10 protein-coding genes are annotated in these 13,523 nt (G+C 58.3%); 1 reads left to right on the top strand and 9 read right to left on the bottom strand.

What is annotated here, in order from left to right:
* Positions 1–11: 11 nt before the first annotated feature.
* The 4 genes from LPW13_RS00585 to rsgA all read right to left on the bottom strand — a co-directional run bounded on the left by LPW13_RS00585 (position 12) and on the right by rsgA (position 5,480).
* Entirely contained in the window at positions 12–1,991 is a 1,980-nt protein-coding gene (locus LPW13_RS00585; RefSeq protein WP_230437514.1) for a TonB-dependent receptor domain-containing protein, read from the bottom strand.
* Between the two features lie 168 nt (positions 1,992–2,159).
* On the bottom strand, positions 2,160–3,536 hold the full coding sequence (locus LPW13_RS00580) for a sensor histidine kinase (RefSeq protein ID WP_230437513.1): 1,377 nt from the start codon (positions 3,534–3,536) through the stop codon (positions 2,160–2,162).
* Positions 3,533–4,228, bottom strand: a complete 696-nt coding sequence (locus LPW13_RS00575) for a response regulator transcription factor (protein ID WP_230437512.1) — start codon at positions 4,226–4,228, stop codon at positions 3,533–3,535. The genes LPW13_RS00580 and LPW13_RS00575 overlap by 4 nt, the downstream gene beginning before the upstream one ends.
* Before the next feature lie 130 nt (positions 4,229–4,358).
* Positions 4,359–5,480 carry a ribosome small subunit-dependent GTPase A gene (gene rsgA / locus LPW13_RS00570; RefSeq protein WP_230437511.1) on the bottom strand — a complete coding sequence of 374 codons (1,122 nt, stop codon included), beginning with the start codon at positions 5,478–5,480 and terminating at the stop codon, positions 4,359–4,361.
* 941 nt (positions 5,481–6,421) lie between these two features.
* Here rsgA and pulA point away from each other — a divergent pair.
* Complete coding sequence (gene pulA / locus LPW13_RS00565) at positions 6,422–9,862, top strand: pullulanase-type alpha-1,6-glucosidase (RefSeq protein WP_230437510.1); 3,441 nt, start codon at positions 6,422–6,424, stop codon at positions 9,860–9,862.
* Positions 9,863–10,233: 371 nt separating this feature from the next.
* Here the strand turns inward: pulA and ribA are convergent, their stop codons facing one another.
* Genes ribA through nusB form a run of 5 tightly spaced genes read right to left on the bottom strand, consistent with a single transcriptional unit; the run spans position 10,234 to position 13,514 of the window.
* Positions 10,234–10,842 carry a GTP cyclohydrolase II gene (gene ribA / locus LPW13_RS00560; protein WP_230437509.1) on the bottom strand — a complete coding sequence of 203 codons (609 nt, stop codon included), beginning with the start codon at positions 10,840–10,842 and terminating at the stop codon, positions 10,234–10,236.
* Between the two features lie 31 nt (positions 10,843–10,873).
* On the bottom strand, positions 10,874–11,548 hold the full coding sequence (locus tag LPW13_RS00555; protein ID WP_230437508.1) for a retropepsin-like aspartic protease family protein: 675 nt from the start codon (positions 11,546–11,548) through the stop codon (positions 10,874–10,876).
* Between the two features lie 12 nt (positions 11,549–11,560).
* Positions 11,561–12,043, bottom strand: coding sequence for a phosphatidylglycerophosphatase A family protein (locus LPW13_RS00550; RefSeq protein ID WP_230437507.1), 483 nt, complete (start codon positions 12,041–12,043; stop codon positions 11,561–11,563).
* Positions 12,044–12,062: 19 nt separating this feature from the next.
* Positions 12,063–13,064 carry a thiamine-phosphate kinase gene (gene thiL, locus LPW13_RS00545; protein ID WP_230437506.1) on the bottom strand — a complete coding sequence of 334 codons (1,002 nt, stop codon included), beginning with the start codon at positions 13,062–13,064 and terminating at the stop codon, positions 12,063–12,065.
* Positions 13,065–13,073: 9 nt separating this feature from the next.
* A complete protein-coding gene (gene nusB / locus LPW13_RS00540; RefSeq protein ID WP_230437505.1) occupies positions 13,074–13,514 on the bottom strand; it encodes a transcription antitermination factor NusB in 441 nt (146 codons plus the stop codon).
* Positions 13,515–13,523 lie beyond the last annotated feature (9 nt).

Here is a 13,523-nt window from a genome sequence, read left to right as displayed (position 1 = left end):
CCCGTAAATTATCAGAATCGATAATCTACGGAAAGGCGGACATCGCGTCCGGCTTCATAGATGCCCGACACAATTTCCCAACCGGGAATATCGGAGTAGTCGGCAACACTGGAATGGTCGCGATAGTGCTCGTCAAACAGGTTCTGTACCGCGAAGTTGACCGCCAGGCTGTCGTCCTGCAACGGCTGCCAGCGCAGGTAAATATCGTGTACCTGATAACCGGGCTTGTCCACGGTCTGCACACTGTCGATCCAACCAAGCTCGACGGAGCGCTGCAGCACTTCAATGTTATTCAAATCCTGCACGTGGGTGAAGTTCCAGCCCAACTCCAGTTGCTCAGACAGGGCGTAGTCCGCAGCCAGGGTGAGGGTATCGCCACGGGTGTTACCCAGCCCGTTGTATTCGTAGCCTTCGATCTCATCGCCGTTCAGGGTGGAATCATTGTGACTGTAGGCGGCGGAGAAATACCAGCTGTCGATACCGTACGCCGCGCTCAGTTCAAAACCGTCGGACGCCAGCTCGCCGATATTCTCAAACCCATCTTCATCGTAGATCACGTCGTCGATGGTGCTCTGGTAGACCGCGGCTTTTACGGCCAGGCTATCGGCACTGTATTCCAGGGCCAGTTCATTGTTGGCCACGGACTCGGCCTGCAGTTGCGGGGCGATGGTGGCGACGTCAATGGTGAAGGCATCGCCGATTTCCTTGCCGCGCACGGCCTGTGCGTGGCCCGCAGTCAGGGTCCAGGCGTCGTTCAACGCATAGTTGAAGCCGATATTCGGGCTGACGTCGTCACTGCTGAATTCACCATCGAACTTGCTTTGCTCCAGATCGTAGGTGTCGTAACGCACGCCGAAACTGACCAGCAGTGGCGCGGTTACCTGCCAGTGATCCTGAACATATACGCCCTGCACCCGCCCACTCTCGAAAAGACTCGATGAGGAATCCACTTCGCGCCCACCGGCAACCACTTTTTCATTGCGGCGCTCAATACCGTAGGTGAGCTTGTGCTGGCCGAAGTAGCTGGTGTTGCGGATATCAAAACCGATGGACTGGGTATTGCCGCCATAAAGCCCCCAGGGGCCATCCTGCACCATGTCCGAGTTGGTATCGTAGGCAGTAAATTCCAGATTAACCGCTTCGCTCAGGTTGGCGCTGTAGTTGGCTACCAGGGTCTCGCGCTCTGCATCCATCGGGAAGAGGGGGTCACCTTCCAGCACAAACCAGTTGGGCCTGCGCCCCAACTCACCGGACTCTTCCCGTTTCTCATAACTGAAGGTCAGTTTCTGGTTGTCGGCGACATCGCCACTGACTTTGATAAATGCCAGGCTCTGGTCGGAAGCCGTGGCCAGAACTTCGCTGCCGTCGCCATCCTGCATATTGTTGCGATCGACCTGGACAAAAGAACCAACCACGCCCCAGTGCTCACCCAGTTTGCCGTAAACGGAAGCGCTGCCCTTTGTACCATCGTTACTGAAATAACCGCCCTTGACCCGCGCTCCCAGCTGTTCACCACTGGCGAGCAGGTCATTGGCATCCTTGGTTTTGAAGCGGATGGCACCGCCGATAGCACCGGGGCCGCTGGTGGCTTCACCGGCACCGGACTGCACTTCCACCCGCTCCAGCAATTCGGGCTCGATGGAAACGCGGCCGATATGGTGGAACAGGGTGCCGGTCTGCGGTGCACCGTCCACGGTGACGTTGAGCAGGGTGTCTTCCATACCGCGGATATAGATCTTCTGCGCCATACCCAGGGAGCCACCCACGGATACAGACGGGATATGGCGGAACACGTCGCTCAGGTCATTGGCCTGCTGCTTTTCCAGTTGCTCCGGAGTGATTTCAGTATCGGTGGCAACACCTACAACCACGACCGTTTCCAGGGATTCCCGATCGGGCTTCTCCTCGGCGAAGGCCGGGGCTGCGGTGAATGCGCCGGTGGCAAGCAGTGGCAGCAGCGCACAGTGGTTGAGTAGGGATTTATTCGACATTGGGCTTTCCTTCCGGATGGATTCGCGTTTGCTTTGCTTTCAGCATTTATGCAAACGCGAATTATTCCTATTAACCCTTTCAAAGTACAGCGCTGTTGCATTTGTTACATTGCGTTCCAGTATCCGGGGCCGCACTAACGGAAACAATCCGCCGAAAAACAGAGCGGTTTAGCAGGCTGCTGGCAGGGAAATGGTCATACACAGCCCACCTTTTGCCCGGTTGCGGGCAACCACCTGGCCACCCACAGCGGTGAGTTGACGGCGGGCCAGTGCCAGGCCGAGACCGACGCCGCCCGACTTACCGTTGCCCACACCGCCTGCACTGCGCGAGGGATCGGTCTGGTAGAAGGGGCGGAAAATGGTTTCCAATAGTGCATCCGGCACACCGGAGCCGCGATCTTTGACGGTCACCTGGAATTCGGGCACTCCGGCTTTTGTCCGACACGCGAGCAGCGCAACGTCCACCGTCTCGCCCGCCGGGGTGTAGCGCAGCGCATTGCGCAGGATATTCTCCAGCGCCTGCCCCACGGCCTGATGGCTGCTGTTTTTCAACTCAGCGGAATCCGGCAGTTGGGTCTGTATCACCCGGTCGGGGAACTCAAAGCGGGCGTCTTCGACAATCACGTCGATCAGATCCACCAGGTCCAGGGTCTCCTGTTGCAGCCTCGGCTGTTCATTGTCCAGCCAGGCCAGCGCCAGGGTATCTTCCGTCAGTTTGCGGAAGTGGTTGGCTTCCCGTCGCAATCGCTGCACGTTCGGGTCATCGGGATAGGTTTTACCGAGACTGCCGATGGCAATCTCCAACCGCGTCAGCGGCGTTCTCAATTCATGGGAAAAGTCGGCAATCAACTGGCGTTGGTTGACCAGCTGCTCACCGATACGTGCCGCCATCTGATCGAAAGCAGTCGCGAGTTCGCTGAACTCGTCCTTGCGCGCCCCCAGTTGCGGCCGCACGCGCACGCAAAAATCTCCTCGGCTGAACTCCCGGGTGGCGCGCTGCAGGCTGATCAGCGGCTGCATAATATGGCGGTACAACAGCACGGATAAAATGGCCAGAATCAGCGCCGGCAGGAAAATCTGCAGCAGCAGACGCGTTGTCTGCCAGTAACTGCCGGGGCGCATGCGGTCTGGGAGCAGCACCAGGAAGCTGGTATCCGACTGCTCAAACGGGATTTCCATTACCGGATTATTTTCAAAGTACAGATGGATTTTCCACTCCACATCCCGCCCCAGCTTATTTCCGCTGTAGCGCTCTTCCAGCCCGCGACTGCCGGCCACATGCCGAATTTCATAACCCACCACCGCGGCGAAAGTGTCCTCCCGCGCCTGCAGCTCCGTGAGCCAGCGCTCCAGGGATGACCTGTCGCCGGCAAAATACAGCGCCTCCGCCTGCTTTCCCCAGTCGCGCAGCTCGTCGCGGTGGGCCTGGCTCAGCATGCTCATCTCTTCTTCCGCACGTACGGTGACGTAATTGATCAGATAGAACATGGCGACGATGCCGGCGGTGATCAGCAGGATCAGTTTCCACAACAGGCGGCGATTCATTTCAGGCAGTACCCCTTTCCCCGTACCGTCTGTAACCGCTCTCCGCGCCAGCCGGCCCGGGAGAGTTTTCGCCGCACCCGACTCAGGTGCATATCCAGGCTGCGGTCATAGGCCCCGAGGGGACGGTTCAGCACCTCGCGGGAAAGGTAGGCCTTGCTGAGCACGTCTCCACGATTTGCCGCCAACTCCCACAGCAAATTGAACTGGATCGCGGTGAGTTCCAGGTCCTCGGCTCCCACCCTGGCCTGCAGGTCAGAGAGTTTCAGGGTCAACTGGTCGATTTCCAGGGCTTCCGGTTTCTCCACCACCATCGGCTGGGCGCGACGCAACAGCGCCTCGACCCGCAACAGCAGTTCCACCTGGTTAAACGGTTTGGAAATATAGTCATCCGCTCCGTGACGCAGACCGGTAATCCGCTCTTCTTCCGCCCCTTTGGCGGTGACGACGATCACCGGAATCCGGCTGGATTTACGCAACAGGCGAAGTACGGAGATACCATCCAGTTTGGGCAGCATCAGATCCAGCAGGATCAGCTGATAGGGCTGCCTGGCAACCGCTTCCAGCACCGCTTCACCATCCAGACAACTGCCGGTCTGGTAGCCCGCATCGTCCATCATGGTGGTGATCTGCTGATTCAGCTCGGCATCGTCTTCGGCGATCAGGATGCGGCAGGAAGAGGGGTTGGGAGTCATGCGGTCATACTGGAGAGAATCGATTAACTGCCGGGCAGACTACCAAAACTCCAGCGAAAATACCCGGAGGGCGAATACGGTGAGCATATTCGGCCTCCGGGAGAGTGGGGGAGCGGATTTTACCGACCCATCAAGTTTTGTTTTTGCGCGAACGCGAATGCTTCAACGCATGGTGCACCAGTTTCGTAAAGGCCCGCTCGTCTGCACGAGATTCTGCCAACGTTTTACTGTTACGCGCCACCTCCCGCTCCAGCTTGCGCCAGTTGCGCAGGCGGCGCTCGTCCAGCTCTTCAGACTCGATCGCCGCCTGCACCGCACATCCCGGCTCCGCATCGTGGGCGCAATCGCCAAAGCGACACAGAGAGGCCAGCGCTTCAATATCAGAGAAAGTTGCAGACAATCCTGCACTGACATCCGCGAGCCCCAGCTCGCGCATACCGGGGCTGTCCAGTAACAGGCCGCCATCGGGAATGGTGTACAGCGCCCGATGACGGGTGGTGTGGCGGCCCTTGCTGTCGTCTTCGCGAATACCCGAAGTCGCAGCCAGTTCGCTGCCGGCGAGGCTGTTCAGAAGCGTAGATTTCCCTACACCGGAGGAACCCAGGAGCGCGAGGGTTTCACCGCTTTCGCAGTATTCCCTCAATGCAACTACGCTCTCGCTATCCAGCGCATTCACCAGAACCACCGGCAGGTCGCGATAGGCCTTCAATACCTCTCGATATTGCTCGTGGTCATCACTCATATCTGCCTTGGTCAGCACCAGGCAGGCACGGCAGCCCGCCTCCTTGACCAGCGCGAGATAACGCTCCACCCGCGACAGGTTAAAGTCGTGATTGCAGGAAGACACGATCAGTACGTTATCGACATTCGCCGCAATCAACTGCGCCTGCTTTGCACCCGGTGCCATACGCTTGAACAGGCTACTGCGGTCCAGTCGGCGCAGCGGTTTACGGCTGTCTCGCGCCAGTAGCAACCAGTCACCCACAGTGGGCTTTTTCAGTGCGTCTTCAAACAGGGGGCCAGAGACCCGTACCGGCTCCTCCCCCGCTTCACCTGTCACGTCAATCTGACTGCGGTGCACCGCTACGACCCGTACCGGATCACAGTCGGTCAGTTCATCCAGAGATAGCTGCTGCTGAAAAAATGGCTTCCAGCCCAACTTGTTCAAGGGAGATTCTGTGCCGCGGGCAATACCGCCCGCTGCCGCGCCGCGGCGGAATGCCGGGCGGCGTGAGATCAAAGATTTACTCAATGTTCCAAACCCTCAGGGTGCCGCGCGATTGGTCATTCACGCAGACACACGATTTCATTGCCGCAGACTCAAGTCTGGGCAGTCATTGAAAGGGTTTCCAATAGAGGGGAAACCCGACAAGAAGAAACTTGCCGGGCAGGAAGCGATTCAGACGTCGCGGCTGACCCGGCGGGGATTGGAAACAATCATCAATCATCCTCCGCTGGTGTAATTTTGCACATTAACAGTGAAATGTCCCCTAGGCAACTGAATGGTAAACAAAATCGCTGTTCAGTGCTCTACGGGTTGAGCTGAAGGCAAAGCGCCGGGGGAATGGTTTCCGACAGAGCGTACAGGGATGTATCCACAGGGGAGCGCCTAGCTCGGTTCCAAAACCGTTCCCCCTGTGATTTGCCGTCACCGAACTTTATACGGCGCTCCTCGCGGCCGAAGGCCGGAGCAAGCAGGCGAAAACCCAGCAGAGTCACGCCTCTGTGCCAGTGTTTTCGCCTGCGTCGGATTTGAAAACGACATGGACGTCATTTTCAATTCCGGCACATAAAAAGAAAAAGCCGGCATAAGCCGGCCTCTTATATCGGAGAGCTGCCGGTACATCACCTTTCTCGACCCGCAGCAATCTGATGTCTTGAGTATAGACGCCCTTCCCGATCCCGCTTCCCCTTCCGTGACTGATCTGCTCTTCCTGAGCACTTCGCGAGATCTGCATCTTACTCGTGCACAGAATGGCGTGATCAGGTTTCGTTCACATGAAGATTTTGTGAAGGGTTTGTTACAGAGAGGCCCGCTCACAGCCACCGGCCGATGAGCGACTGTGTCGCAGTTTTCATTCAGCCTCCCCCAGGGGAGGAGGCAGAGCCGGGCAAACTTGCATCCAATGGGTACCGGGGAAGCGATGCCCCGTCTCGAATGCAATAACAACAATCAGCCCAGAGAGAATCCCAATGCGAGCAACCAATTCCGCAACCACTCCCGCATCCACCAGCCTGTTGCTGGCCGCGAGCGTACTATCCCTATCGGTCTTCCATGCCACCCGCACCCAGGCCGCCGATACCCCGGACCCGAGCTCAGTCAGTATTCCCGGTAGTATGCAGACCGCCCTTGGCTGCCCGGGGGACTGGCAGCCGGAGTGCGCGGCCACCCAGCTCACCTATGACGCCGGCGACGACAAATGGCAGGGCACCTTCACCGTCCCCGCCGGCAACTGGGAATACAAAGCCGCCCTCAACAACAGCTGGGATGAAAATTACGGCGCAGGCGGCGTCCGCAGTGGTGCCAATGTCGGACTGCAGCTGGATGAAATCCGTACAGTGCAGTTCTACTACGATCACCAAACCCACTGGATCACCAGCAATGCCAACAGCACCATCGCTACTGTGACGGGCAGTTTCCAGGGCGCACTCGGCTGTTCCGGTGACTGGCAACCGGGCTGCCTGCGAAGCTGGATGCAGGACAGCGATGGTGACGGACTCTACACCTTCCTGACCAGCGAAATTCCTGCGGGCTCTTACGAATTCAAGGTGGCGCTCAACGAAGGCTGGAGTGAGAGTTACGGTAATAACGGGGCAAATATTCCTTTCACCGTGGCGGAAGCCGGTGACGAAATCTATTTCGCCTTTGATGCTGACAGCAAGCACGTCACCGTCAGCACCAACGGTATTCCCCGCGGCGATCTCACCCAGGAAAAAGCCCACTGGATCAGCGCCGATCAGTTTGCGTGGGATATCAACCCCGCAGAGGGCGACCAGGTCAAACTGTTGCACAGTGCCGACGGCACACTGCAGATCACGCCGGACGGCATCGATGCCGACAGCAGCTATAACCTGCAGCAAACCGGCGGACTGCCGGCGAAACTGCAGCAGAAATTCCCCCACCTTGCCGGCCAGTCTGGTTTTGTCCTGAACCAGGAAGTTGACCTGCACGCGTTGGTTAGCGGACAGCTCGCCCTCGCCCTGTACGACAGCGACGGCAACCTGAAAGATGCCACCGGCATCCAGTTTGCCGGCCTGCTGGATGATCAGTTTTACTATGATGGGAAGCTCGGCGCGACGGTGGGGGACAACACTATCGACGTCGCCCTGTGGGCACCCACGGCACGCTCGGTAAAACTGCACCTGTTCAGCGATGCCACTGCTGAAACCGCGGATATGGTGGTGGACATGGCGCAGCTGGACGGCGCCTGGCAGGCAAGCATCGGCAAAGAGTGGGACCGCGCCTATTACCTGTACGAAGTGGAGGTCTACTCCTACTTCTCCGACGCGTTGGAAACCAACCTGGTGACCGATCCCTACTCCCTGAGCCTGTCCATCAACAGCGGCAAGAGCCAGATCATCAACCTGGACGATCGCGACCTGCAGCCCCGCGGCTGGCGCCATGTGCGCAAACCCAGGCTGGGAAACCCGGAAGATATTTCCGTATACGAGCTACACGTGCGCGATTTCTCCATCGCCGATACAACCGTTCCGGAACCAGAGCGCGGCACGTTCAAGGCCTTCGCCCGGCACCGCAGCGATGGCATGCGCCACCTGAAAAAGCTCGCCCACGCGGGCATGACACACATTCACCTGTTGCCGGCATTCGACTTCGCCACGGTGAATGAAGACAAAAATCAGCAGGTAGTGCCGCAAGATCTTTCTGTCTACGCACCCGACAGCCCGGAACAGCAGGCGGCCATCAGCAGTATCCGCGACAGCGACGGCTTCAACTGGGGCTACGACCCGCTGCACTTCACCGTGCCCGAAGGCAGCTATGCCACCGACGCCAACGGTCCACAACGTATACGCGAATTCCGCGAAATGGTACAGGGACTCTCCCGCTCCGGCCTGCGCGTGGTGATGGATGTGGTCTACAACCACACCAGCTCCTACGGCCAGTACCAGAATTCGGTGTTGGATAAAATCGTCCCCGGCTATTATCACCGTCGCAACAATGACGGCGGCGTGGAAATGAGCAGCTGCTGCGCCAATACCGCCAGCGAACATCGCATGATGGAAAAGCTGATGCTGGACTCGATGGAAATCTGGGCCAGGGACTACAAGGTGGACGGCTTCCGCTTCGACCTGATGGGCCATCACAGCCTCGACAACATCCTTAAAACCCGCGCCATGCTCGACGCCCTCACCCCACGTAATGCCGGCGTGGATGGCAATGACATTTACCTCTATGGCGAGGGCTGGAACTTCGGTGAAGTCGCCAACGACGCGCGCTTCGAACAGGCGCGCCAGGGCAATATGGCAGGCTCCGGCGTAGGTACGTTTAACGATCGCCTGCGGGACAGCGTGCGCGGCGGTAATCCCTTTGGCGGCTTTGAGGAACAGGGTTTTGGTACCGGGTTGTTTACCGACAGCAACGGCCGATTTAATGACAACGGGGCTGGTGAGGATGAGCGTCAGACACTGCTGACACTGGCGGACAAGGTCCGCGTTTCCCTCGCCGGTAACCTGCGCGACTATCGTTTCATCGATTCCTACGGCAGTGAAACCACCGGTGCCGAGCTGGTCTACAACGGCCAGCCTACTGGCTACACCGGCGACCCGCAGGAATCCATCAACTACATTGCCGCCCACGACAATGAAACCCTGTTCGATGGTATCCAGATCAAGGCCAACAGCACCGCAACCATTGAAGATCGCGCGCGTATCCAGGCCTTCAGTAATTCACTGGTCCTGTTCGCCCAGGGCGTACCATTTATTCACGCCGGCCAGGATTTCCTGCGCTCCAAGTCCATGGACCGCGACAGTTACAATTCCGGTGACTGGTTCAATGCGCTGGACTTCAGTTTTGAGAATGGCAACTGGGGCAAAGGCCTGCCGGTGGCAGACAAAAACAAAGACAGCTGGTGGATCATGCAGCCATTGCTGGCCAATCCGGACCTGGCGCCACAAAAGGACCATCGTGAATTCACTGCAGCGATCTTTCGCGAGCAACTGGCCATCCGCAACAGCTCTCCGTTGTTCCGGTTGACCACCGCCGATGAAATCCAGGATCACGTCAGCTTCCTGAATACCGGCCCCGAGCAGGTGCCGGGTTTGATTGCGATGCAGTTGGAGGACGCCGATGGTAAGATCGACCGCCGGTACGGACGTATTGTGGTGCTGTTCAATGGCGACAAGGAAGGTGTCACCTTTTCCAATGACACTCTTGCAGGCTCGCACCTGAAACTGCACCCAATGCAACGCCACTCTGCGGACCCGGCACTGCGCCATGCAGATTTCAATCGCAACACCGGCACCTTCACTCTACCGGGCCGTGCTACTGCTGTGTTTGTGGAAAGCCGCCATGCAGCCAAGAAAGAAAAGCTGAAAGAGAAAGTCGAAGAAATAAAACAGGAAAACAAGGAAAAGCTACAGAGCGTCTTCGATTTTCTTAAATCGCTTTTCTCCTAAAGCCTTAAACGAAGCAAAGCAGCCGAAGCGAAGGTTCTGCTACCGGGGATTGCCTTGCGAGACCTTCTAAAACAGGGATGTTTTAGAAGAGCCCCCATGGATGGGTTCACGGCGTGTCTCGCAAGGCAATCACCGGTAACAGGACCGCCACCATAGAAGTTCTGTGCGAGCGATGGACCTCGGGAGCTTCGTAGAGGAGGTGGTGGCGGCCCCGCTGCAGGGAAGCGTTTCCGGGACACGCCGTAAACCCATCCCTGGGGGCTCGGCTGCGGCCGTCCTGGCCGCAGACGGTCCCGGAAACGCTTCCCTGCAGCGGGGCCTTCACATCGTCGTTATAGGTTCTTGAGGACCTTCAGTGGTCAGAAAATAAATTACTTTTCGGAGTTCTCATCATCATCGAAGAGATGGCCCAGCTTGCCCTTTTTGGTGGACAGGTAATTCAGGTTGTGGGGGTTACGGCCAGACTGATGTGGAAGGCGCTCGGTAACCGTCACGCCCAGGTCTTCCAGCGCCTTCACCTTGCGCGGGTTATTGGTCATCAAACGAATCGACTGAATACCCAGATGATCGATCATCGGCTTCAGGATCGAATAATCCCGCATATCCGCACCAAAGCCCAAACGCTCATTGGCCTCCACCGTATCCGCCCCACAATCCTGCAACTTGTACGCACGGATCTTGTTCAGCAGACCGATACCACGGCCCTCCTGGCGCAGGTAAAACACCACACCGCGCCCCTCCGTCGCAATCCGATGCAACGCATACTGCAACTGCGCACCGCAATCACAGCGTAGAGAGAACAGCGCATCTCCCGTCAGGCACTCAGAGTGAATACGGGCCAGCACCGGCGCATCGGTATCCAGGTCACCCATGGTCAGGGCAACATGCTCCTTACCGGTTTCCACCTCCTCAAAACCATGCATCTCAAACATACCCCACGACGTGGGCAGCTTGGAGGATTCCACATAGCGAATGGTCAAACTGATACCTCGCGATCCATCAAAATCGTCATCAATTGCGCGCACGGAGCAACAACAGGCCATCCTGCTGCTGCATATCCACACGGCTCAAAAAACTGTTACCCAGCAACGTCACGCGGGGAAAGTCACTCCCCAATACCGTGGCTTCCACATTGTGGACAGTGATGCCACCGATGGTGACGCTGCTCAACTGAATATGATACGCCTGTTCCACGCCGCTGGCAGTGGAAACAGTCACCGGTTTTGCACGGCTCAGATCGAGCCCCAGACTTTTTGCCATGGGATAGTTCAGGGCAATGCTGGTCGCACCGGTATCCACCATCACCGGCACCCGTCGGCCGTTGATCCACGCGGTGGTGCTGTAATGGCCACGGCTGTCCGGGTTCAAGCGGACTTCCGCTTTGCTTACTTTGGCATAACTGGCGGCCACCGGTGCTGCCAGGGAAAGCCGCTGCTCGCGGCCATTCATTTCGATCAACGCATAATCGCTGGTGACCGAGACCAGTTTCACTCCCTCGGGGGAGGTCTTGCCGGACTTCAACAAGCGCTTATTGCCCTCAATCTCGAACATGGCACTGCTGCCAAAGATCGCCTGCAGACGCACATCCTGCGCGATGGTTTGCAGTGGTATCAGAAAGAATCCCGCAAGGACAATTCCAAGCCCTCTTCTGACTCCACGATTACGCTCTTCAATCCCTTTACTCATCGGCGTCCTGCCTCAGAAAGTGGTTAATAGATAGACCGTGCCCTGTAACACCAGCGCGGCGTAGATACCGGCGAGTATATCGTCCAGCATGATCCCGAGACCACCGTGAACCCGGCGGTCGACCCAGCCGATGGGCGGGGGTTTGGCGATATCGAAAATGCGGAACAGTACAAATCCGTACAGGGCCCACAGCCAGCCGGCGGGCGCCATAAACATGGTGAGCCAGTAACCGACAAATTCATCCCACACGATGCCGCCGTGATCGTGTACTCCAAGCTTTTTCGAGGCGGCACCACACAGGTAGCAGCCGAGAATAAACGTGACCACGATGACCGCCATATAGGCGGGCGCGGACAGAAACTGCAATCCATACCAGATCGGGACTGCGGCCACAGTTCCGAAGGTGCCCGGGGCCTTTTTCGCCAGACCAGATCCGAAGCCGAAGGCGAGAAACAGTACCGGACTGCGCATGAGCTGAGAGAAAGTCGGGGTCATCTTTTCGTTATCCTGCCGTTCAGAAGTGCCGGTAGCCGGTGTGTTCGGGTTGCCAGGGGCTGCCACTGCGCAGCAGGCGTATGCCCTTTTCCGCGGTCATTCTACCAATCGCGGTGATCGGCAGACCATGGGCCGCTCCGGTATCAAAAACCGCCTGCAGATGCTGCTCCGGCACGGTGAAACAGAGCTGGTAGTCATCGCCGCCCGTCAACGCGGTTTCCAGCGCACGGGTAGGCATATCCTCTTCGCCCTGCTTCCTCAGCATCGTCTCTACCAGCGCCGCCACCGGCACCTGCTCAGTAGTCAGCTCGGCGCCGAGATCGCTGGCTTCACAGATATGCCCCAGGTCTCCAAGCAAGCCGTCGGAGATATCCAGCGCGGCCGAAGCATAGTCGCCAATCAGGTGCGCAATCTCGAATTGCGGCTCGGGGAAATAGTAAGCGGCGTCCGCCTGCTGCCGCTGTTCATTACTCACCGGTTCTTTGCCGGTGACAATGGGCAACGCGGCGGTGGCGGCGCCGAGAGGGCCGGAGACGAAGATATGATCGCCGGCACCGGCACCGTCGCGCCGCAGCGGTCGCTCGCAGGTACCGGTGACCTGGATGGTGATGGACAGCGGGCCCTTTGTCGTGTCGCCGCCTACCAGGGTAATCCCATGCTGTCTGGCGGTATCCGCGAGCCCGCGGGCGAATGGCTCCAGCCATTCGGCGCTGTTTTCCGGTAACGTCAGGGCGAGGGTAAACCACAAAGGTGTGGCGTTCATGGCGGCGAGGTCGGAGAGGTTGACCCGCAGGGCGCGGCTGGCGATTTTGTAGGGATCGGCGTCCGCGGGAAAGTGCACGTCGGCCACCAGGGTATCGACACTGGTGGCGAGCATTTTGCCAGCGGGTGGGTTCAGCAGGGCACAGTCGTCGCCGATGCCCAATTCCACACTCCTGGCAGCACCACTGCCCGGTTCACCTGCCTGAATACGGGAGGCAAAGTACTCCCGAATCAGTTCAAATTCACCGGGGCCGGACATGGGCGGGCATCAGCCTTTGTCGGCCTGGACTTCGGCGCTGCGCACTTGGACAGCCACTTTGTCGAGGATGCCGTTGATGTATTTGAACGCGTCGGTGGGGCCGAATTTTTTCGCCAGCGCGACCGCTTCGTTGATCACGACTTTGTAGGGGACGTCGATGCGGTTTTGCAGTTCGTAGGTGGACATGCGCAGCAGGGCGCGGGATACCGGGTCCAGTTCTTCGACACCGCGGTCGAGGAAGGCGGCGTAGGTGCCTTCGACGTCATCGAGGTTTTTCGCTACGCCGTGGAACAGATCGCGAAAGTAGTCGACGTCGGTTTTGCTCATGTCGTTGTCGGCATGAAACTCGGCTTCGATGGTGTTCAGGCTGGCGCCGGCAATCTGCCATTGATACAGGGCCTGCATGGCGTAGTGACGGGCCTTGCGGCGGGCGGATGCGGTTACGGTCATTTCAATTCA

The organism is Microbulbifer celer (assembly GCF_020991125.1).
Lineage (GTDB): Bacteria > Pseudomonadota > Gammaproteobacteria > Pseudomonadales > Cellvibrionaceae > Microbulbifer > Microbulbifer celer.
This window is presented reverse-complemented; position numbering and strand designations above follow the sequence as displayed.